Annotated in this window: 16 protein-coding genes; 11 read left to right on the forward strand and 5 right to left on the reverse strand. The window is 66.5% G+C overall.

Annotation, left to right across the window (positions count from 1 at the left end; genetic code table 11):
* The first annotated feature begins 23 nt into the window (after nucleotides 1-23).
* Genes BW38_RS15600 through BW38_RS15590 form a run of 3 tightly spaced genes read left to right on the forward strand, consistent with a single transcriptional unit; the run spans nucleotide 24 to nucleotide 3,794 of the window.
* On the forward strand, nucleotides 24-1,841 hold the full coding sequence (locus BW38_RS15600; RefSeq protein ID WP_025878696.1) for an ATP-binding protein: 1,818 nt from the start codon (nucleotides 24-26) through the stop codon (nucleotides 1,839-1,841).
* Nucleotides 1,838-2,278 (forward strand): response regulator, encoded by a 441-nt coding sequence (locus BW38_RS15595; RefSeq protein ID WP_025878695.1) that lies wholly within the window; start codon nucleotides 1,838-1,840, stop codon nucleotides 2,276-2,278. Before BW38_RS15600 ends, BW38_RS15595 begins: the two co-directional genes overlap by 4 nt.
* Before the next feature lie 4 nt (nucleotides 2,279-2,282).
* Nucleotides 2,283-3,794 (forward strand): hybrid sensor histidine kinase/response regulator, encoded by a 1,512-nt coding sequence (locus BW38_RS15590; RefSeq protein WP_032975381.1) that lies wholly within the window; start codon nucleotides 2,283-2,285, stop codon nucleotides 3,792-3,794.
* A 75-nt stretch (nucleotides 3,795-3,869) separates the two neighbouring features.
* Here BW38_RS15590 and BW38_RS15585 read toward each other — a convergent pair whose 3' ends face one another.
* On the reverse strand, nucleotides 3,870-4,613 hold the full coding sequence (locus BW38_RS15585; protein WP_025878693.1) for a 20S proteasome subunits A/B: 744 nt from the start codon (nucleotides 4,611-4,613) through the stop codon (nucleotides 3,870-3,872).
* 93 nt (nucleotides 4,614-4,706) lie between these two features.
* Here BW38_RS15585 and folK point away from each other — a divergent pair, with 93 nt between their 5' ends.
* On the forward strand, nucleotides 4,707-5,192 hold the full coding sequence (folK, locus tag BW38_RS15580) for a 2-amino-4-hydroxy-6-hydroxymethyldihydropteridine diphosphokinase (RefSeq protein ID WP_032975383.1): 486 nt from the start codon (nucleotides 4,707-4,709) through the stop codon (nucleotides 5,190-5,192).
* Nucleotides 5,193-5,268: 76 nt separating this feature from the next.
* Here folK and BW38_RS15575 read toward each other — a convergent pair whose 3' ends face one another.
* Nucleotides 5,269-6,006, reverse strand: coding sequence for a pteridine reductase (locus BW38_RS15575; RefSeq protein WP_025878691.1), 738 nt, complete (start codon nucleotides 6,004-6,006; stop codon nucleotides 5,269-5,271).
* A 59-nt stretch (nucleotides 6,007-6,065) separates the two neighbouring features.
* Here BW38_RS15575 and BW38_RS15570 point away from each other — a divergent pair, with 59 nt between their 5' ends.
* Nucleotides 6,066-7,250, forward strand: coding sequence for an SAM-dependent methyltransferase (locus tag BW38_RS15570; protein ID WP_025878690.1), 1,185 nt, complete (start codon nucleotides 6,066-6,068; stop codon nucleotides 7,248-7,250).
* Nucleotides 7,247-7,639 (forward strand): membrane protein, encoded by a 393-nt coding sequence (locus tag BW38_RS15565; RefSeq protein WP_025878689.1) that lies wholly within the window; start codon nucleotides 7,247-7,249, stop codon nucleotides 7,637-7,639. Before BW38_RS15570 ends, BW38_RS15565 begins: the two co-directional genes overlap by 4 nt.
* Before the next feature lie 677 nt (nucleotides 7,640-8,316).
* Here the strand turns inward: BW38_RS15565 and BW38_RS15560 are convergent.
* The 3 genes from BW38_RS15560 to BW38_RS15550 form a co-directional block, all read right to left on the reverse strand.
* A complete protein-coding gene (locus tag BW38_RS15560; RefSeq protein WP_032975384.1) occupies nucleotides 8,317-10,674 on the reverse strand; it encodes a family 20 glycosylhydrolase in 2,358 nt (785 codons plus the stop codon).
* 112 nt (nucleotides 10,675-10,786) lie between these two features.
* A complete protein-coding gene (locus tag BW38_RS15555; RefSeq protein WP_032975386.1) occupies nucleotides 10,787-13,450 on the reverse strand; it encodes a TonB-dependent receptor in 2,664 nt (887 codons plus the stop codon).
* A 142-nt stretch (nucleotides 13,451-13,592) separates the two neighbouring features.
* Nucleotides 13,593-14,609: a glucokinase family protein gene (locus tag BW38_RS15550; RefSeq protein ID WP_032975388.1), complete on the reverse strand. Its 1,017-nt coding sequence runs from the start codon at nucleotides 14,607-14,609 to the stop codon at nucleotides 13,593-13,595.
* 384 nt (nucleotides 14,610-14,993) lie between these two features.
* On the opposite strand from BW38_RS15550, the gene BW38_RS15545 reads away from it, so the two are divergent.
* The 5 genes from BW38_RS15545 to BW38_RS15525 are packed head-to-tail and all read left to right on the forward strand — an operon-like array spanning nucleotide 14,994 to nucleotide 20,647.
* A complete protein-coding gene (locus tag BW38_RS15545; protein ID WP_025878685.1) occupies nucleotides 14,994-16,286 on the forward strand; it encodes a sugar MFS transporter in 1,293 nt (430 codons plus the stop codon).
* A gap of 39 nt (nucleotides 16,287-16,325) precedes the next feature.
* Entirely contained in the window at nucleotides 16,326-17,393 is a 1,068-nt protein-coding gene (locus tag BW38_RS15540; RefSeq protein ID WP_025878684.1) for a LacI family DNA-binding transcriptional regulator, read from the forward strand.
* A gap of 7 nt (nucleotides 17,394-17,400) precedes the next feature.
* Nucleotides 17,401-18,429 carry an SIS domain-containing protein gene (locus BW38_RS15535; RefSeq protein ID WP_025878683.1) on the forward strand — a complete coding sequence of 343 codons (1,029 nt, stop codon included), beginning with the start codon at nucleotides 17,401-17,403 and terminating at the stop codon, nucleotides 18,427-18,429.
* Nucleotides 18,429-19,577 carry an N-acetylglucosamine-6-phosphate deacetylase gene (gene nagA, locus BW38_RS15530; RefSeq protein ID WP_032975389.1) on the forward strand — a complete coding sequence of 383 codons (1,149 nt, stop codon included), beginning with the start codon at nucleotides 18,429-18,431 and terminating at the stop codon, nucleotides 19,575-19,577. The genes BW38_RS15535 and nagA overlap by 1 nt, the downstream gene beginning before the upstream one ends.
* A 2-nt stretch (nucleotides 19,578-19,579) precedes the next feature.
* Nucleotides 19,580-20,647, forward strand: coding sequence for a heparan-alpha-glucosaminide N-acetyltransferase domain-containing protein (locus BW38_RS15525; RefSeq protein ID WP_032975390.1), 1,068 nt, complete (start codon nucleotides 19,580-19,582; stop codon nucleotides 20,645-20,647).
* Nucleotides 20,648-20,820 lie beyond the last annotated feature (173 nt).

The raw sequence follows: 20,820 nt of genomic DNA on the forward strand, positions 1-20,820 counted from the left end.
CCCGGCTGAGCTGACGAGGAACTATGGCGCTGGTTTTCAGTGATGACATCTGGGATCGCTGGCGACTGCCTGCTTTGGCACTGGCAGCGGCAGCCATCATCGTGGTCCCGTGGTTGACCCTGCGCAAACTGCAGCAGGACAACGAACTGGCCATGGGCTGGGTGACCCATACCCAGCAGGTGACCGTGGCCCTGCAGCAGCTGCAGACCGACGTGCGCGACATCGAATCTGCTGCGTTGACGCTGTCCAAGGGCGTGGACGCGCCGGGCCTGCGCGAGCGCATGGGCAAGGCCAACGACATCCCCGAGCGTCTGGCCGAACTGGGCCGGATGACCCGCGACAATCCCGACCAGCTGATCCGCATCGGCCGCATCCAGTCGATGCTGGAAGGCCGGCTGGGGGTTGCGCGTGAACTGGCGAAGTCCGAGCCGAACAGCGACCAGCGCGAGCTGGTGCAGGACCTGAGCACGCGCTACCCGATCCGCGGCCTGGTGGAAGAGCTGCAGGCCAGTGAGGAAGCGCTGCTGGCCCAGCGCACCGCGCAGGCGGAGCGACAGAAGCGGCAGACCAACTTCGTGTCGTGGAGCTCGCTGCTGGTGCAGCTGGCACTGCTCGGCCTGGTGCTGTGGCTGCTGCAACGGCAGATCGGCCGCCGCCTGCAGGCAGAGCGGCAGTCGCAGCGCGCGGCGGCACGCGCGGCGTCGGTGCTGCAGACCGTGCGCGAACCGATCGTGCTGCTGGATCGCGAGCTGCGCGTGCAGCTGCACAATCCCGCGTTCTCCGAATTGTACGGGCTGCAGGATGAGCGCGCCGACGGCCTGCTGCTGGAAGACGTAGGCGAGGGCGCGTGGCGTGACCCGGTGGTGCGCCAGCGTCTGGCCGATGTGTTGCTGCGCGGCCGCGAACTGTGGGATTTCGAACACGAACAACGCACCGTCGACGGCATGTCCCGTTACATGCTGCTCAACGCCCGGCGCATGCCGCTGCCTGACACCGACGATGAAGTGGTGCTGCTGACCGTCAGCGATGTGACCGTGCAGCGTGCGGTGCAGACACGTGTTGAAGAACTGAACCGGCAGCTGGAGGGCAAGGTTGCCCAGGTCTCGGAGGTCAACCGCGAACTGGAAGCGTTCAGCTACTCGGTGTCGCACGACCTGCGCGCGCCGCTGCGCCATGTCGCCGGTTTCTCGGACAAGCTGTCGCGCCATCTGGGCGAGGCTGCCGACGAGAAGAGCCAGCACTACCTGGGGGTGATCTCCGGTTCAGCGCGGCGCATGGCCACGTTGATCGACGACCTGCTGGTCTATTCGCGCCTGGGCCGTGTGGCGATGCGCCAGCAGACCGTGGACATGCAGTCGCTGGTGGCCGATACGCGCGCGATGCTCGACGCGAACGTGCAGAGCGAAGCCGAGAGCAGTGGCCACGCCCATCAGGTGGAGTGGAGCATCGCGCCGCTGCCGATCGTGGTGGGCGACGAAAACATGCTGCGCCAGGTCTGGCTGAACCTGCTGGGCAACGCGGTGAAGTATTCAGCCAACCGCGAGCCGGCCAAGGTCCGCGTGGACTACCAGCAGCAGCCCGATGGCGGTCATCAGTTCACGGTCAGCGACAATGGTGCAGGCTTTGACATGGCCTACGCCGGCAAGCTGTTCGGTGTATTCCAGCGCCTGCACAAGGCCAGCGACTATCCCGGCACCGGTATCGGCCTGGCCAGCGTTCGCAGGGTGCTGACCCGCCATGGCGGCCGCATCTGGGCCGAAGCCGCACCGGATGCCGGCGCCACCTTCCACTTCTATCTTCCCCCCGTGCTCGACACGGACAAACAGGGCCCCATCGCATGACGACGCTGCGCACCATCCTCCTGGCCGAAGACAGCCCGGCCGACGCCGAAATGGCGATCGATGCGCTGCAGGAAGCGCGCCTGGCCAATCCCATCGTGCACGTCGAAGACGGCGTGGAAGTGATGGATTACCTGCTGCGCCGCGGCGCCTTCGCCAGCCGCGAAGAGGGCCTGCCGGCGGTGCTGCTGCTGGACATCAAGATGCCGCGCATGGATGGCCTGGAAGTGCTGCGGCAGATCCGCGAACACGATGAGCTGAAGCGGTTGCCGGTGGTGATCCTGTCCTCCTCGCGCGAGGAAAGCGACCTGGCCCGCAGCTGGGACATGGGCGTGAACGCGTACGTGGTCAAGCCGGTGGACGTGGACCAGTTCTTCGGCGCAGTGCAGACCCTGGGCAAGTTCTGGGCACTGATCAACCAGGCTCCGGAGATCGAGTAGGCCCATGCCCCTGACCGGTCCCGCGCTCGGCGCATTGCGCATCCTGCTGGTGGAAGATTCCCCGGAGGATGCCGAGCTGATGTCCGAACAGATGCTCGATGCAGGCCTTGAGGCCACCTTCGAGCGTGTCGAGAGCGCGGACGACCTGCGCCATGCGTTGGCGCGCTTCCAGCCGGACATTGTCCTGTCCGACCTGAGCATGCCCGGTTTCTCCGGCGACGACGCGCTGCGCATCGTGCGCGATGCGTTGCCGGAGGTACCTTTCATCTTCGTCTCCGGCACCATGGGCGAGGAGAATGCGGTGGCGGCCCTGCAGAAGGGAGCCAACGACTACATCATCAAGCACCAGCCGGCGCGCCTGCCGTCGGCCGTGGCGCGCGCGGTGCGTGAGGCGCGCAGCGCCATCGAGCGCTCGCGGGTGGAAACCGAGCTGATGCGCGCGCAACGGCTGGAAAGCCTGTCGTTGCTGGCCGCCGGGCTCAGCCACGATCTGCGCAACATCCTGCAGCCGCTGCTGATCATGCCGGACCTGCTGAAGGCGCGTACCGAAGATCCGCAGCTGCACCACCTGGCCGACGTGATCGCCGAATGCGGTCGCCGTGGCCATGAGATGGCCGAATCGATGCTGTCGTTCGTGCGCGGCTCGCGCAAGGCCAGCGAACGCATCCACATCGATGACCTGTTCCAGGCCGTGGCGCTGCTGTTGCGCAGCAACGTGCCCGATGGCGTCCGTCTGGACTTGGTGGTCGAGGATGAGGGGCTGGTGGTCGATGCCAACTACACCGAGTTGCAGCAGGTGTTGTTGAACCTGGCGCTCAACGCGATCCAGGCGATGCCCCAGGGTGGCAACCTGAGCCTGACCGCCAGCCATGGTGGCCAGCGCGATGGCGAGGACTGGCTGCGCATCGCGGTGGTCGATGAAGGCACCGGCATGGATGCGGACACGTTGTCGCACCTGTTCAACCCGTTCTTCACAACCAAGGCCGATGGCACCGGGCTGGGCCTGATTTCCTGCAAGCGCATCGTTGAAGGTGCCGGTGGCAGTATCCACGTCGACAGCCAGCTGGGGCGGGGCACCTGCTTCGAGCTGCGCTTGCCGATGCATGCCAGCGCCGAGGGCGGCGAACCGATCGAACAGCTGGTGGCACTGGGCAGTGGCCAGTCGATCCTGGTGGTCGATGGTGAAGCCACCCGCCTGTCGCTGTTGGGCAATGCACTGTCCAGCCAGGGTTATCAGCTGCAGTTGGCCTCCGATGGCCCGGCTGCGCTGCGCTGGATGCAGCAGGAGGCGATGCCGGCGCTGGTGATTGCCGATGCCGGCTCCAAGCTGTTGTCGGCCAGCCAGCTGCTGGGCGAAATGGCCACGCTCGGCTACCGCGGCCCGGCGCTGGTGCTGGAAGACGCTGCCGGGGAGATGCCCGAAGATGTGTTCCCCGCTGGCATCGAGGTGCACCTGCTGCGCAAGCCGCTGCAGATGCAGCAGGTCTTCCGCGCGGTGGCCGACGCGCTGGGCTGAAATCAGGGGTAGTGCCGGCCGCTGGCCGGCACCGCAATGATCCGACCACACGCAGTTGCCGGCCAGCGGCCGGCACTACCGGTCCTGGGGTTCCCACGGGAACCGCGGCAGGCTTTCCACCGCCTGTTCCAGCCGTCGCGACCAGTTCTGGTGGATGTCGGCATACAGCGGCGAATCGGCGCCCAGCCGCAGCTGCTGGCTGATCCGCAGTTCGCCGGCGCGCAGCAGCGCCAAGTCGACCGGCAGGCCCACCGACAGGTTGGAACGGATGGTCGAATCCAGCGAGACGATCGCCGTGCGTGCGGCATCTTCCAGGCGCGTGGACGGGGTCAGGATGCGGTCCAGGATCGGCTTGCCGTACTTGGACTCACCGATCTGCAGATAGGGCGTCTCCGGCGAGGCGGCAATGGCGTTGCCCAGCGGATAGACCATGTACAGGCCGGGCTGTTCACCGGCAATCTGTCCACCGAAGATCAGCGTCGCCTGGGTGTTCACCCCGTCGTGGCCATGCTCGGTGTGCTGGCTCTGTACCTGACTGTCCACCAGCAGGGAGCCGACGTAGGCCGCAGCCTCGAACAGATGGGCCATGTCGCGCAGGTTCGGCGTGCGCCGCTCCTCGGCATCGCGCTTCAGCCGCGACACCAGCAACTGGGTCGTGGCCAGGTTGCCAGCGGCCATCACCACATAGGCGGCCTGGCCGGGATATTCGAACACGTGCAGTTTGCGGTGCACGCGGACATCGTCCAGCGCGGCATTGGTGCGGGTGTCGGCGGCGAAGACCAGGCCCTCGTCCACCTCGATTCCAACGCAATAGGTCATGTCGGTGCCCTATCATATGCGTCCCGGATTGTAGGCAGGCCGTTGTGACGATGGCATGCCCGCGCTCCACCTGATTGCCGTCACCGGAACCGCATGACCACCGTGCTCCTGAGCCTGGGCAGCAACGTCCATCCCCGCCGCTACCTCCACGCTGCGGTGGCGGCCCTGCGCGAGCGCTTTGGCGCGCTGCAGGTGTCTGCCGCCTACCGCACCGCTGCCGTCGGTTTCGACGGTCCGGCCTTCCTCAACAACGGCGTTGCCCTCGAGACCGACCTGCCGCTGCAGGAACTGGATGACTGGCTGCATGCGCTGGAAGATGCGCATGGTCGTGACCGCAGCGGCCCGCGCTTCTCCGACCGGACCCTGGACGTCGATGTGGTGTTCTATGGCGACCTGGTGGTGGAGGGCCCCGGCCATCTGCGCATTCCGCGCCCGGAACTGAAGCATGCCTTCGTGCTGAAGCCGCTGGCTGACATCGCCCCGGGCTTCGTCGATCCGGTCAGCGGCCTGGACCTGGCCACGCTGTGGCGGGCGCACAAGCAGTTTGGCGAAGCGTTCGAGGTCGTGGACCTCGAATGACGGGTTGTTGTTGCCGCTGCGCTCGCCAGGCATGGCCCGGCGCTACCGGTAGTGCCGGCCGCTGGCCGGCAACATTTCAGCTGACCGTACGCCCACCATCCACGCGCAACGTGTGGCCGGTGACGAAGCTGGCCTCGGCCGCCAGCCAGTAAACTGCTTCGGCGATTTCCTCGACCGTGCCGATCCGCGCCAGCGGCGTGCGCGCCAGCAGCGCCTCGCGGGCGAAATCGTCCTTGCCCTGTTCCGGCCACAGGATCGCACCGGGTGCCACCGCGTTCACCCGCACCTTCGGCGCCAGTTCCAGCGCCAGCGAGCGGGTGGCCATTTCCAGCGCGGCCTTGGCCATCGTGTAGGCAATGTGGTCGCGCATCGGGTCAGTGCCGTGCAGGTCGGTCAGGTTGACGATGCAGCCATGCTGGCGGCGCAGGTAAGGAGCCGCAGCCTGGGCCAGCAGCAGCGGCGCGCGCGCGTTGACCGCGTACAGCTCGTCCATCGCCTCGGCGGTGACCTGGCCGAGCGGGGTGGGGAAGAAGTTGGAGGCGTTGTTGACCAGCGCATCCAGGCGGCCGAAGTGGGTGACCGCCTGCTCGACCAGATCGGCCAGGGCATCGGCGTCGCGCAGGTCGGCCTGCAACGCCAGCACGCTACCGGGGCGCTCGTTGTCCAGGTTGAAGGCGGCCTGCTGCAGTTCGGCGCTGGAGGTATGGGCGTGCAGCACCACCGACCAGCCACAGGCGTGGAACTGGCGGGCGATGGCCGCGCCGATCCGGCGTGCGCTGCCGGTGATCAGGGCCACGGGGGCGGTGTCACTCATCGAGGGTCCTCCAAGGCTCGGCTATCCTGTGCACCATTGTCACCGCATTCGAAGACGCCATGCAGCCTACCTTCCCCCTGCCCGAAGCCGATGCCCTGGCCCACAGCGATCAACTGGCCGCCGCCCTGCGTGCCGAGATCCTCGCACAGGGGGGGGCGATGCCATTCTCCCGCTTCATGGAGCTGTGCCTGTACACGCCGGGCTGGGGCTACTACAGCGCCGGTGCCAGCAAATTCGGCGGCAGCGGCGATTTCACCACCGCACCGGAACTCGGCAGCCTGTTCGCCGGCAGCGTGGCCAATGCACTGGCGCCGGTGTTCGGCCAGCTCGATGCGCACGCGCGGATGCTGGAACTGGGCGGCGGCACCGGTGCCTTCGCCGAGGCGGTGCTGCTGCGCCTGGCCGAGCTGGAGGCGCTGCCGGCCCGTTACGCGATCCTCGAACCCAGTGCGGACCTGCGCCAGCGCCAGCAGGAGCGCCTGCAGCAGAACCTGCCGCCCGAACTGGCCGGCCGGGTGGAATGGCTTGATCGTCCGTTCGAGGACGACTGGGACGGCGTGGTGTTCGCCAACGAGGTGATCGATGCGCTGCCGACACCGCGCTTCCTCATCAAGGACGGCGAGGTATACGAGGAAACCGTCGAACTGGACGGGCAGGGCAACTTCATCCGGGGCGCACAGCCGGCCGACCTCCTGCTCAACGGCGCGGTGCGCCATCTCGAGCGCTACCTGGAAAAGCCCTTTGCCGACGGCTACCGTTCCGAAGTGCTGCCGCAGCTGCCGTACTGGCTGCAGGCGGTGGCCGGTGGCCTGCGGCGCGGCGCGATGTTGTTCGTGGACTACGGCTACAACCGGGGCGAGTTCTACCAGGAAGAACGCGATGACGGCACCGTGCGCGCGTTCTACCGTCACCACGTGCACAACGAGATCCACCGTTGGCCGGGCCTGCAGGACATCACCGCATCGGTCGATTTCACTGCCATGGCCGAGGCCGGCCTGCATGGCGGATTTGAATTGGCCGGGTACTGCAGCCAGGCCAGTTTCCTGCTCGGCAACGGCCTGGACCAGGTACTGACCCTGGCCGAGGAGCGCACCGATGAGGTGGGCCGCATCCAGTTGCGCGACCAGGTGAAGAAGCTGACCCTGCCAACGGAGATGGGCGAGCGTTTCCAGGCCATTGGCCTGCAGCGCGACGTCGATTTCGAACCGGCTTTCGAACTGGGCGACCTGAGCTGGCGCCTGTGAGTGCGGCGTTGCCGGTGATCAAGCCGCTGCGGCGGCCGCGACTGTGGACCGCGTTGTGGGTGTTGGCGGTGCTGACGGTGATCGTGGTCTGCCTGATTCCGCCGCCGCCGATCCCGTTGCCGGAAAACAGCGACAAGGGCGAGCATTTCCTGGCTTATTTCATCCTGGCTGGCAGCGCGGTGCAGTTGTTCCGACGAGGCCGCCCGCTGCTGTGGGTAGGTGCTGGCCTGGTGCTGATGGGCGTCGGCATCGAGTTCGCGCAGGGCGCGTTGACCAGCAACCGCATGGCCGATCCGATGGATGCGGTGGCCAACACCGTTGGCGTGTTGGCGGGGATGGCCACCGCATTGACCCCGCTGCGCGACATGCTGCTGCGCTGGCGGGGGTAAGGCAGCCAGGCATGGCCTGGCTCCGCGGTAGATCCACGCCATGCGTGGATGAATCTCGCCGGCGCCAACCAAGGTTGGCGTCTAACAAAGGCAGCCAGGCATGGCCTGGCTCTACCGTAGACCCACGCCATGCGTGGACGGATCTCGCCGGCGCCAACCAAGGTTGGCGTCTACCAAAGGCAGCCAGGCATGGCCTGGCTCTACGGTAGATCCACGCCATGCGTGGATGAATCTTCCCGGCGCCAACCAAGGTTGGCGTCTACCAAAGGCAGCCAGGCATGGCCTGGCTCTACGGTAGAGCCACGCCATGTGTGGACGGATCTCGGCGGCGCCAACCAAGGTTGGCGACTACCAAAGGCAGCCAGGCATGGCCTGGCTCTACAGTAGATCCACGCCATGCGTGGATGAATCTCACCGGCGCCAACCAAGGTTGGCGTCTACCGAAGGCAGCCAGGCATGGCCTGGCTCTACGTTAGATCCACGCCATGCGTGGATGAATCTCGCCGGCGCCAACCAAGGTTGGCGTCTACCAAAGGCAGCCAGGCATGGCCTGGCTCTACAGTAGATCCACGCCATGCGTGGATGGATCTCGGCGGCGCCAACCAAGGTTGGCGTCTACCAAAGGCAGCCAAGCATGGCCTGGCTCTACGGTAGAGCCACGCGATGCGTGTCCGCCGCTATTTCCCCAGCGTCACCTCATCCAGCACCCACATCGCCGGGCGCGTGTCGCCGGTGAAGTTGATGCACAGATCGCCCGTGCCCGAGGTGCCCTTCGGCAAAGCCGCACGCAGGGTCACGAAGCCGTCGGCATCGGTCTGCGCCGGCAGCGGCACCTGCGCCAGGACCTTGCCGGTGCAGTCACCGCGACGGATCAGCATTTCGCCGTGCGCGCTCCGGGCCTTTTCGAAGCGACGCTTCGGCTCGTCGTGGGCCAGCTGGAAGTAGTACGGAATGCGGCCTGCACGCACTTCCACGCTGCCGATGCCATCCAGCTGTGCCTGCGGCCAACGCCAGCACGGCTGGAAGATGTCGACGGTGAACACCGCACGCGCACCTTCGCGCGGACCATCATCTTCCAGGCGCAGTACCAAGCCCTTCTCGCCGACGCAGCTGCGCAGTGCTTCGCTGTGCCGCGACAGCAGCGACTGCGCGGTGTACGACGCCACCGTCGGCTTCGCAGCCAGCGGCTGGCCCTGGTAGAAGGCGGCAGCCTGCACCGTCGCCGGCAGCGTGGACGTCAGTGGCTGCTGGTACAGCGGCGACTGTGCCGTCACCGGCTTGCCGCCGCTGCTGTAGCGCACTTCATAGCCCAGAGGATTGGCCAGCGACACGGTCACCGTGTTCGCCGCGCGGTCATCGGTGTAGGCCACGCCTACTTCGAACGGCGTCTGCGCGTAGGCCAGGCCCCAGGCCCGATAGCGCTGCAGCTGCGAGGGCAGGCGGGCCAGGAAGTCGCGGAAATCGCGATGCTCCGGCGTGCTCCAGCCGGTCTCGGCCACGGCGGCCAGGCGCGGGAACAGGTTGTGCTGCAGACGCGCGTAGGTGCGCGTGTGCTCGGTGAACATGTTCGCCTGCAGGCCGAGGATGTGCCCGCGCTTGTCGGCGGCCAGTTCGGCCGGCACCGGTTCGTAGTTGTAGAGCTTGGCCAGGTTCACCTGCGTCGGCCGGCCCGGCGGTTCGTTCGGCGAGGCCGTCTGCAGGTAATCCAGGTACAGGTGGCTGACCGGCGACATCACCACATCGTGGCCGGCGCTGGCCGCAGCAAGGCCGCCTTCGGTGCCGCGCCATGACATCACCGTGGCCTGCGGCGGCAGGCCGCCCTCAAGGATTTCGTCCCAGCCGATCAGGCGACGGTCGTGTTGTTCCAGGAAGGTTTCCAGGCGCTTGATGATGTGGCTCTGCATGGCCATCTCATCCTTGATGCCGAGCGCGCGCATGCGCTGCTGCACCTGTTTTGATGCTTCCCACTGGTCCTTCACCGCCTCGTCGCCACCCACATGCACATACCTGGCCGGGAACAGCTGGATCACTTCTTCCAGCACGTTCTCCAGGAAGGTAACGGTGCCGTCCTCGACGTTGAACAGGTTCGGGAACACGCCCCATTCGCTCAACGGTTTCAACGGCGTGTCGATCGTACCCAGTTCCGGATAGGCGGCGATGGCAGCGGTGGCGTGGCCGGGTACATCGATTTCCGGAATGACCTGGATATGCAGCTTGGCGGCGTAGGCGATCACTTCGTGGATCTGGTCCTGCGTGTAGAAGCCGCAGTACGGATGTTCCTTGCCACTGACCGGATCGATGCCGCCATCACCGGCCGGAAGGCGGCAGCTGCCGACTTCGGTGAGCTTCGGGTAGCGCTTGATCTCCATGCGCCAGCCCTGGTCGTCGGTCAGGTGCCAATGAAAGGTGTTGAGCTTGTGCGCTGCCATCGCATCGAGCACGCGCTTGATCTCGTCCAGGCTCTGGAAGTGCCGCGCCGAGTCGAGCATGAAGCCACGCCAGCTGAAGCGCGGCGCATCCTGGATCTGCACGGCCGGCAGCACGCCGTTGCTGCCGCCGGTGGCGAGCTGGGCCAGGGTGGTGGCGCCGTAGAACAGGCCGGTCTCGTTGCCGGCCTGCACCAGCACGCCCCGCGCGGTGCTTTCCAGCGTGTAGCCCTCGCCGCTGTCGCGGAAGGTCGGCACGATCTGGAAGCGGATGCTGTTGCCCTTGGCGGCGGCCTTGCCGTTGGCCACGGCCAGTCGCGGCCCACCACTGCGCGCCAGCAGGTCGGCGAACTGTGCGGCCACGCGCTGTGCGGCTTCGCCATCGGCATGCAGCACGGTAGCGGCGCCCACGGTGATGCCCGCGCCGTTGCCGCGCTGCACGTTGGCCGGTGCGGGAATCAACATCAGGCTGCCGGCGCGCAGCTGCGGGCCAGGGCCGGTATCGAGTGCCGGGGCATCGGCGGCCAGTGCCGGCAGCACAGGCAGGGCGGCCAGCAGGCTGCCCAGCAACAGAAGGCTGCGCATCCTGGCGCGGGTGGGCTTCGTCATCTGAAGGACTCCTTGGATCGGGTGCGATGTTCGCTATACATGAAAAACGCCGGGCCCGGAATGACCCAGGCCCGGCGTGCGTGCACGACTCGGCGATGAGGCTGCCGCTGGATCAGTACTTGAAGCGGAAGTTCAGGTAGTACTGGCGACCGTTGCTGTAGAACGAGGTCGGAATGGCCGCGGTCTGGTAGTACTTGTAGGTCGGGTTGTTGAGGTTCAGGCCATCCAGGCTGATGCTCAGCCAGTCGGTGGCCTTGAAGCTCAGCGACGCCGACAGCGTGCCGAAGTCATCCTGGTAGTACGGGTTGGTGCCCGACAGGCTGATCAGGAACGAGGAACGGTGGGTATAGCTGACCCGTGCACCGAAGCGCTCGTTCTCGAAGTACGCTCCCACGTTGTAGGTGTTCTTCGAAGTGCCCAGCAGGTTGTGCGAACCATCGGACCAGGTGTGCGCGGTCGTGCCGTTGGCGTAGGTGTAGTTGGCGTTGACGCCGAAGTATTCGCCGATCGGCTGCTCGTAGGCCACTTCCACGCCGGTGACCTTGCCGTCGGCATTGATCGGGGTGGAGATCTGGTAGGTCTCAAGCTGGTTGGTCAGTTCGCTGTACAGCTGGCGCGAGACGACGTCGAAGGCGATGTAGTCCTTCAGGTCCATGTGGTAGGCGCCGATCGACAACAGGCCGCGCGGCATGAAGTACCACTCCAGGTTGGCATCCAGGTTGGTGGACAGGGTCGGCTTGAGGTTCGGGTTGCCGCCGCCGCCGGTCCGGTTCAGGTCGGAACCGTACGAGGACGCGCCCAGTGCCGAGTAGTCCGGCAGGGTCTGGGTCTGCGACGCGGCCACGCGCAGCACGAGGTTGTCGTCCAGGTCGAACTTGATGTTGGCGCTGGGCAGCACGCGGTTGCGCTTGTTCTGGAAGGCCATGCGTTCCCACATGCCGAACAGGCTGCTGACATCCGCATCGGCAGCATTGCTGACGGCGTTGTAGGTATCGATGTCCTGCTTGATGTTGACGTAGCGCAGGCCCAGGTTGCCGCTCCACCAGTCACCGCGGAAATTGGCCTGCACGTAGCCGGCGAAGTTCTTTTCCTTCACCCGCCACTCGGCACCGTAGTTGTGGCGACCGGTCGGACCGTCGTTGCCCGCCAGCCAGGTGGAGTTGTTGGTCACCGCCTCCTTCAGCGCACCGGGGGTGAAGTACCAGATGTTGCGCGGGAAGGTGCCGCCGATATCGCCGGCAAAACCGTTCGGGTAGTTGGAGGTGGCGCCGTTCTTCAGTGCACTCCAGATGTCACCCGGGGTCGCGCCTTCCGGCGACAGCGCTTCGCGCTTGTGATCGGCAAAGCGCACACCGAAATCGAGCGAGCTCAGCACGCCGCCGTCGTTGAAGTACTGGTTGAAGTCGAGCGTGGCCCACTTCTCCTTGTCTTCGGCGGTGACCTGCTGGTTGCCCCAGGTGCCGAAGCTGGTGACGCCGTTGGGCGAGAGGTCGCCGCCGACGTTCCAGTCGATCGGCGAGCCGCTGCCGTGCGTGGCCCAGCTGGCGCCACCGCCGCCGGCCAGAGTGACCTCGGCGATGTACTGGCGCGGGGTCTCACCGGTGCCCTTGGTGCTGCCGGCCTGGAACTTGGCGGTCAGGCTGTCGCTGATCTGCCAGTCGGCATCGAAGGTGACGTAGCTCGACTTGGCCTTCGACTCGCGGTAGATCATGTCGTACACCGCGTAGTTGGTGCCCGGCACGCCTGCATAGGTGGCGTTGGTCAGCACGCCATCCTTGACCACATAGCCCGGATTCGGCGCCTGCACCTTGGCGAAGCTGTTGCCGAACATCATGAAGTTGCGGTTGTAGTTGTTCGCCTTCAGCTCGGAGCTGAAACCATTCAGGCCCAGGGTGAGGGTGTCGGTCGGCTTGAACTGCAGCGAGACCAGGCCGCCCTTGCGCTCACGGGTCTGTTCGAACAGGGTCGAACCCAGCAGGCCGGGAACGTTGACGCCGATCAGGTCCGGATTGGTCAGGGCCACCGGATCCTTGGGACCGATCTGGAAGAAGCCACCCGGAATTTCCTGCGCTTCACGGCGCAGTTCGCGCTTCTGGCTGAAGCCCTGCACCATCACGCCGAAGGTGTTTTCTTCGTTCTTGTAGTTGAACAATGCCGAGTACTGCGGGTCGTTCGACTTGGCCTGGTCCGAACGCACCATGCCGATCGAGCCTTCAGCGGTGAACTGCTTGGAGAACTCCAGCGGCTTGCGGGTGATGATGTTGACGGTACCGGTGGTGCCACCGTCCTGCAGCTTGGCCTGCGAGGACTTGTTCACTTCCACCGAGCTGACCAGTTCCGACGGCAGCAGCGAGTAGCTGACGCTGCGGCCGACGTTGTTGCCCTGGCTGAGCACGAACCAGTCGGCCGAACCGACGGTGTGGCCGTTGATCAGGGTCTGGGTGAGGCTGGGGCTGGTGCCGCGCAGGCTGACACGGTCGGCTTCGTCGAAGCCGCCCTCATCGGCGCTGGACGAGCTGATGTTGACGCCCGGCAGGCGCTGCAGGGTATCGGCGACGTTGTGCGCCGGCAGCTTGCCCACGTCTTCGGCGGTGACCACTTCCACGCGCGCATTGGCTTCGCGCTTGGTGTCCAGCGACTTCTCCATCGAACCGCGGATACCGGTAACGGTGACGGTGTCCAGATCGGTGGCGGTCGGGGCGGCCTGCTGCGCGTGCGCACTGAAGGCGATGCAGCTGACGATGGCGGCCGAAAGCAAGGTCTTGCGGGTATTCATGATGTCTCTCCTCATCACTCGATTGGATGCCGGCGGCGATATGGGATTGCGGTTGCGATGACGTGCGCGGGGCGGCGGCGATGTCCCGGCATTGGCGTGCCACGTACTGCGTGCTGCGATTGCGTTGAAGCCGATTGCAGGTTCAGGCGTCGGCGTGGAGCAGGTACCAGCTGGCAGCGCCGATCACGCCCAGCTGTCCGTGCTCGACCACCTTCACCGGGATGCGTGCCAGCGCCTCGCCCATCGGCCCCTTCTGCAGGTAGCGTTCGACGAAGGTGCTGGTACGCAGGTACTCGCGGATCTGCGGCAGGATCCCGCCGGCTAGGTACACCCCGCCGTGGGCGCCATAGAACAGGGCCATGTCGCCGATGGTGCTGCCGAGCAGGCCGCAGAACACATCCAGCGCCTGACGCGCCAGCGGATCGGTGCCGGTCATCGCCGCAGCGGTGACCGCATCGGGGCTGGCCAGCGCCGGTGTCTGCCCCTGCAGCGCGCAGATCGCGCGGTACAGGTTCATCAGGCCGGGGCCGGAAATCGCATGTTCGATCGACACGTGCGCGCGGTCGCGCTGCATGTGGCGGACGATCGCCATTTCCAGTTCGGTGCTGGCGGCCAGGGTCGGCTGCCCGGCCTCGGTGGCCAGCACCACCGGGCCGTTGGCGGTGGGAATCCACAGCGCTGCGCCCAGGCCCGTGCCGGGGCCGACCACCAGGGTCGGGCCGCGCGGCGCCGTTTCCGGGCCGCACAGGTGCAGCACGCCGCTGGCATCGACCTGCGCGGCCGCGTAGGCCACCGCTTCGAAGTCATTGACGATGTGCACCCGCTGCAGGCCGACGTCGGCCTCGATCTGCCGCGCCGACAACGGCCACGGCACGTTGGCGGTGATCACCGTGCCGTCTTCGCGGGCATAGCCGGCGGTGGCGACCACGCAATGCGACGGGCGCGGGCCTTCGGCCAGGAAGTCGGCGAGGATCGCGCTGAGCCCGGCGTGGTCGGCGTTGCGGTACTTGCGGTAATCGAGCACCTGCACCGGATGGGCATCGTCGCCGCTGGCCTGGACCCGGGCGACACGCACATGGGTGCCGCCAACGTCGGCAGCCAGGAACGAGGGCGCGACGCGGGACAGGACATGGGCCGGGGCGGGATGGCTGGCGGTCACGCGGGCTCCTGCTGCAGGTGGGGCCGGCCCCGGGAAGGGCAACGATGGAGCCGGCGATTGGGCGGAGTCTGTAACCGCGTTGACAACGATGTCAACGAGTTCGTGACACTTTCGTTGCTGCGCCGCAACGAATGCAGATCGCCGTAAACGTTTACATGGCGTGAGTACTGCATCCCGGGCGGAACCGTTGCAGCAAGGGGCTTCAAGGGCCAAGCGCATTCAGCGGATGGCCGTGCAACGCGCTTGCGCAGTGCAACATGGGGTGTGGTGACCCGCGCATGGAAGTTGACAAACGGTCGCTGTCCATCGAAAGAATGTGACAACGTTGTTCCCAGCCACTCTCCGACGCCGTGTTCTGCGGCCGTCGCCGCAGGAGCCTTCCTGATGTCAGCCGTCCCCGCTGCAAGCGCACGCCCGAACGTGGCCTCGTCCATCGCCATCGTCGGCGTGCTGTTCTTCCTGATCGGCTTCTTCACCTGGCTCAACGGCCCGTTGATCACCTTCGTCAAACTCGCCTTCGAGCTGAGCGAGGTCGGCGCCTTCCTGGTGCTGATGGTGTTCTACCTGTCCTACTTCTTCCTGGCCCTGCCGGCGTCGTGGATCCTGCGCCGCACCGGCATGAAAAAAGGCCTGAGCCTGAGCCTGCTGGTGATGGCCGGTGGTGCGGCGCTGTTCGGTGAATTCGCCACCCAGCGCTGGTATCCCGGTGCACTGGGCGGCCTGTTCGTGATCGGTAGCGGCCTTGCGCTGCTGCAGACCGCGATCAACCCGTACATCTCCATCCTCGGCCCGATCGAAACCGCCGCACGGCGCATCGCGATGATGGGCATCTGCAACAAGATCGCTGGCATCCTTGCGCCGATATTGATCGGCACCCTGGTGCTGCATGGCATCGGTGATCTCGACGCCCAGGTGCAGGCCGCCGATGCGGCCACCAAGGCCACGCTGCTCAACCAGTTCGCGGCCAAGATCCACGCGCCGTATCTGGCCATGGCCGGTTTGCTGGTGCTGCTGGCGGTGGCGGTATTGTTCTCGCCGCTGCCCGAAATCAAGGCCTCCGAGGCCAATGCCACACCGGCCGGCGTGCCAGGCAAGGCCGAGCGCAGCAGCATCTTCCAGTTCCCGCATCTTTGGCTGGGCGTGCTCTGCCTGTTCGTCTACGTCGGCGTGGAAGTGATGGCCGGAGATGCCATCGGTACCTACGGTCATGGCTTCGACCTGCCGCTGGACCAGACCAAGATGTTCACCGCGTTCACCCTGTTTGCGATGCTCATCGGCTACGTGGTCGGCCTGGTGTTGATCCCGCGAGTGGTCTCGCAGTCGCGCTACCTGACCGTCTCGGCGGTACTGGGCGTGCTGTTCTGCCTGGGCGCTTTCTTCACCCACGGCTATGTGTCGGTCGCCTTCGTGGCACTGCTGGGCTTTGCCAACGCGATGATGTGGCCGGCGATCTTCCCGCTGGCGATCCGTGGCCTGGGCCGCTTCACCGAAACCGGTTCGGCGCTGCTGGTCATGGGCATCGCCGGCGGTGCGATCATTCCGCAGCTGTTTGCCGTGCTCAAGCAGCACATCGACTTCCAGCTGGTGTTCCTGCTGCTGATGGTGCCCTGCTACCTGTACATCCTGTTCTACTCGGTGGTCGGCCATCGCGTCGGCCTGCCGCAGGACAAGGTCTGATCGGCGATGATGGACGGCAGCCAACCCCAGGAAAAGCCGATGCGCAGAGCGACCATCAAGGACGTTGCCGAAAAGGCCAAGGTCTCGCTGAAGACGGTGTCGCGGGTGATCAACAACGAGCCCTCGGTGATGCAGGCCACTCGTGCACGGGTGCTGCGTGCCATTGCCGAGCTCGACTACGAACCCGATCCGTCGGCGCGCAACCTGCGCAGCGGCACCACCTTCGTGATCGGGCTGGTGTACGACAACCCCAACCCGTACCACATCATCGGCGTGCAGAACGGTGTGCTCGCGGCCTGCCGCGAAACCGGCTTCGGCCTGCAGATCCATCCGTGCGATTCCAGTTCGCCGCTGCTGGCCGATGAACTGGCCGACTGGGTGCAGCGCTCGCGCCTGGCCGGGCTGGTGCTGACCGCACCGATGTCCGAACGTCGCGACCTGGTCCAGGCGCTCACCGCGCGCGGCATCAAGCTGGTGCGGATCATCGCCGCTACCGAAGATCCGGCCGATGGCGCCTGCGTGTTCGTCGACGACCGCGAAGCCGCCTATGAAATCACCGAGCACCTGATCCAGCTGGGCCACCAGCGCATCGGCTTCCTCTGGGGTGGCACCTCGCACCGTTCTTCGGGCGAACGCTACGCCGGTTACGAGGCCGCGCTGAAGGACTACGGCATGACCGTGGACAAGCATTTGGTGGTGCAGGGCGACTACACCTTCGACGATGGTTTCCGCGGTGCGCGGCGCCTGCTGGCACTGCGCGAACCGCCCACCGCCATCTTCGGTTCCAACGATGAAATCGCCGCCGGCGTGCTGGCCGCAGCGAAGTCGGCCGGCATGAACGTGCCCTACGACCTGTCCATTGCCGGCTTCGAGGACAGTCCGTTCTCGCGCCAGTCGTGGCCGCCGCTGACCACCGCCAAGCAGGCCACCGAAGACATCGCCCGCCATGCCGCGCGCCTGCTGATCGCACAGCTGCGCAGCGATGCCTACGACGATGCGCCGGCGCCGCTGCACAACCAGGGCTTCGTGCCGCAACTGGTGGTGCGCGGCTCGACCGCACCGATGCGTCCTGCCGCCGCGCGCCCCCTTCCTTCCGATCCTTCCTGAGCCTGCCATGTCGCTGTCCGATCCCACCGCCACCCTGATGTTCGCCGAGGCCGCCGAAGCGGCCGAGGTCGTTGCCCGCCAGTTCGCCCGCAACCACGCCGTGATGGAGACGCTGGCAGCCAGCCTGCGCGCTGCGCCGCCGCCGTTCGTGGTGACCTGCGCACGTGGCAGCTCCGACCATGCCGCCACCTACGGCAAGTACCTGCTGGAAACCCAGCTGGGCCTGGTCGTTGCCTCGGCCTCGCCATCGGTGGGTTCGGTCTACGCCGCACCGCTGCAGCTGCGCGGTGCGTTGTTCATTGTCATCTCGCAGTCCGGCAAGAGCCCGGACCTGCTGCGCAATGCCGAAGCGGCCAAGGCCGCTGGCGCGCGCGTGGTGGCGCTGGTCAACGTCGAGGATTCTCCGCTGGCACAACTGGCCGACACGGTCATTCCGCTGCATGCCGGCGTGGAGAAGAGCGTGGCGGCGACCAAGAGCTACCTCGCTTCGTTGTCCGCGCTGCTGCAGCTGGCCGCGTACTGGAAGCAGGACAGCGCGCTGCGCAACGCTCTGGACCTGCTGCCCGATGCCATGCGCGAGGCCTGGCAATGCGACTGGAGCGCGGTGACCGATGGCCTGGTGGAGGCCAACAACCTGTTCGTGCTCGGCCGTGGCCTCGGCCTGGGCGCGGCGCAGGAAGCGGCGCTGAAGTTCAAGGAAACCTGCAGCCTGCATGCCGAGGCCTACAGCTCGGCCGAGGTCAAGCATGGTCCGATGGCGCTGGTCGATCGCGGCTTCCCGGTGCTGGCCTTTGCACAGCCCGATGAGACCGGCGCCGGTACCCGTGCCGTGGCTGAAGAGTTCACCGCACGTGGCGCCAAGGTGTGGCTGGCCGGTGCCGGCGGCAACCTGCCGGTCGCTGCCGCGCCGCATCCGCTGTGCGCGCCGCTGCTGACGGTGCAGAGCTTCTATCGCGCGATCAATGCACTGGCGCTGCGCCGCGGCTTCAACCCGGATCTGCCGCCGCATCTGAACAAGGTGACGGAGACGGTGTGATGGCAACCGTCCTGCGCAATGCCCGCATTCTTGCCGGCGATGAGTTCCGCGATGATCTTGCGGTGGTGATCGAAGACGGCCACATCAGCGCGCTGCTGCCCGACGCGGCGCCACAGCTGGGTACGGCCGACGAGCAGGTGGATCTGGGCGGTGGCTGGCTGCTGCCCGGCTTCATCGATGTACAGGTCAATGGCGGTGGCGGCGCGCTGTTCAACAACACGCCCGACGTCGAGTCGCTGCGTACGATTGCCCGTGCGCATCGCCGCTTCGGCACCACGGCAATGCTGCCGACCCTGATCAGTGACGACGTGGTCGTGATGCGCGAGGCGATCGGCGCGATGCGCCAGGCGATCGCACAGGGCGTGCCCGGCGTGATCGGCATCCACCTGGAAGGCCCTTACATCGCACCGGCGCGCAAGGGCACGCACGATGCCAGCAAGTTCCGCGTGCCGGACGAGCAGGAAATCGAACTGGCGTCGTCGCTGGACAACGGCGTGACCCTGCTGACCCTGGCGCCCGAGCGCGTGCCGCTGGAGACCATCCGTGCGCTGGTCGAGCGCGGTGTGATCGTCGCCGCTGGCCACACAGCCGGCACCTATGAAGAGATCCGTGCCGGCCTCGATGCCGGCGTGCGTGGCTTCACCCATCTGTACAACGCGATGTCACCGCTGCAGGGCCGCGAACCCGGCGCAGTCGGCGCGGCACTGGAAGATCGCGACAGCTGGATCGGCATCATCGTCGATGGCGTGCACGTGCATCCGGCCAGCCTGCGGGTGGCGCTGGCGGCCAAGCCGCGTGGCCGCCTGCTGCTGGTGACCGATGCGATGCCGCCGGTCGGTGCCGACGATCCGAGCTACGTGCTGTATGGCGAAACCATTACTGCCATCGACGGCGTGGTGCGCAACGCGGCCGGCTCGCTGGCCGGTTCGGCGCTGGACATGGCCACTGCCGTGCGCAACACCGTGCAGTTGCTGCGCCAGCCGCTGGCCGAAGCCGCGCGCATGGCATCGACCTATCCGGCGCAGTTCCTCAACGTCGATGATCGCCTGGGCTACATCGCCGAGGGCTACCAGGCCGACCTGGTGCTGCTGGACGACGCGCTGCAGGTGCGTGGTACGTGGATCGCCGGCCAGTACGAGGCGGCCTGACGATGAGCAGCGCGCCGCCACGCCGGTTGGGCTCGATCGACGCCCTGCGCGGCATGACCGTGGCGGCGATGCTGCTGGTCAACAACCCAGGCGACTGGAGCGCGGTGTTCGCACCGCTGCGCCATTCCGACTGGCACGGCTGTACGCCGACCGATCTGGTGTTCCCGTTCTTCCTGTTCCTTGTTGGCGTGTCGATGGCCTTCAGCGTGGCACCGCGCGCGCTGGATGCGGCCGCACGGCCTGCGCTTGCACGTGGCGTGCTGGAACGCGCGCTGCGCATCGCCGTTGCCGGTGTGCTGCTGCACCTGCTGGTGTGGTGGGCATTGCACACGCACCATTTCCGCATCTGGGGCGTGCTGCAGCGCATTGCGCTGTGCGCGGCCGTGGTGGGCGTGCTGGCGGTGTATGCGCGCCCGCGCGTGCAGGCGGCCGCGCTGGTGGCGCTGCTGGTGGGTTACGCCGCGCTGCTGCTGGGCGTGGGTGACCTGGCGCCGTGGACCAACCCGGCCAGTCGCCTGGATACCACCTTGTTCGCGCCATGGATCTACCAATGGCAGGCCGATACCGGTCTGGGCCATGACCCGGAAGGATTGCTGAGCAGTCTGGGCGCATTGGCCAGCACCGTGCTGGGCCTGCTGGCAGGTGGCCTGCTGCGCAGTGGCCGCGCCGGTGCATTGGCCGCGCTGGGTGCGGTCACCGCCGTGCTTGGCCTGCTGCTGGCAACCGTACTGCCGCTCAACAAGCAGCTGTGGACGCCCAGCTACGTGCTGTGGACCGGTGGCCTGGCCGCGCTGGCATTGTGGCTGGGCCACCTGCTGATCGACCGCAAGGGATGGCCGGCACTGGGCCGGCGCTTCGGCGTCAATGCCATCACCGCCTATCTGGGTGCCTCGGTGATGTCGGTGATCCTGTTGGCCACCGGCGCCTGGAGTTGGGTCTGGCAACAGTTGGCCGCAGCAATGCCACAGGCGCTGGAGCTGGCCTCGATGCTGCAGGCGCTGGCGTTCGTCGCGCTGTGGTGGGGCGTGGCGTGGTGGTTGGACCGACGTCGCATTTATCTGAAGATCTGAGCGCGGACGAAGATCGTGGAAAACGGCCCATCCACGCATGGCGTGGATCTACTGGGCATGGCCCATCCGTGTGTGGTGTGGCGCCACGGTTCATCCACGCGTGGCGCGGATCCATGGCCCATCCACACGTGGCATGTCTGCTGTAGATCCACGCCATGCGTGGATGTTCCATC

The sequence above is a fragment of the Stenotrophomonas sp. RIT309 genome, from assembly GCF_000632045.1.
In the GTDB taxonomy this organism is placed as follows: domain Bacteria; phylum Pseudomonadota; class Gammaproteobacteria; order Xanthomonadales; family Xanthomonadaceae; genus Stenotrophomonas; species Stenotrophomonas indicatrix.

Excerpts from the sequence above, each read along its gene's own strand:
- BW38_RS15595 (WP_025878695.1), top strand. The coding sequence starts at position 1,838 with ATGACGACGCTGCGCACCATCCTCCTGGCCGAAGACAGCCCGGCCGAC.
- BW38_RS15600 (WP_025878696.1), top strand. The coding sequence starts at position 24 with ATGGCGCTGGTTTTCAGTGATGACATCTGGGATCGCTGGCGACTGCCT.
- folK (WP_032975383.1), top strand. The coding sequence starts at position 4,707 with ATGACCACCGTGCTCCTGAGCCTGGGCAGCAACGTCCATCCCCGCCGC.
- BW38_RS15540 (WP_025878684.1), top strand. The coding sequence starts at position 16,326 with ATGCGCAGAGCGACCATCAAGGACGTTGCCGAAAAGGCCAAGGTCTCG.
- BW38_RS15560 (WP_032975384.1), bottom strand. The coding sequence starts at position 10,674 with ATGACGAAGCCCACCCGCGCCAGGATGCGCAGCCTTCTGTTGCTGGGC.
- BW38_RS15585 (WP_025878693.1), bottom strand. The coding sequence starts at position 4,613 with ATGACCTATTGCGTTGGAATCGAGGTGGACGAGGGCCTGGTCTTCGCC.
- BW38_RS15575 (WP_025878691.1), bottom strand. The coding sequence starts at position 6,006 with ATGAGTGACACCGCCCCCGTGGCCCTGATCACCGGCAGCGCACGCCGG.
- BW38_RS15545 (WP_025878685.1), top strand. The coding sequence starts at position 14,994 with ATGTCAGCCGTCCCCGCTGCAAGCGCACGCCCGAACGTGGCCTCGTCC.
- BW38_RS15555 (WP_032975386.1), bottom strand. The coding sequence starts at position 13,450 with ATGAATACCCGCAAGACCTTGCTTTCGGCCGCCATCGTCAGCTGCATC.
- BW38_RS15525 (WP_032975390.1), top strand. The coding sequence starts at position 19,580 with ATGAGCAGCGCGCCGCCACGCCGGTTGGGCTCGATCGACGCCCTGCGC.
- nagA (WP_032975389.1), top strand. The coding sequence starts at position 18,429 with ATGGCAACCGTCCTGCGCAATGCCCGCATTCTTGCCGGCGATGAGTTC.
- BW38_RS15590 (WP_032975381.1), top strand. The coding sequence starts at position 2,283 with ATGCCCCTGACCGGTCCCGCGCTCGGCGCATTGCGCATCCTGCTGGTG.
- BW38_RS15535 (WP_025878683.1), top strand. The coding sequence starts at position 17,401 with ATGTCGCTGTCCGATCCCACCGCCACCCTGATGTTCGCCGAGGCCGCC.
- BW38_RS15570 (WP_025878690.1), top strand. The coding sequence starts at position 6,066 with ATGCAGCCTACCTTCCCCCTGCCCGAAGCCGATGCCCTGGCCCACAGC.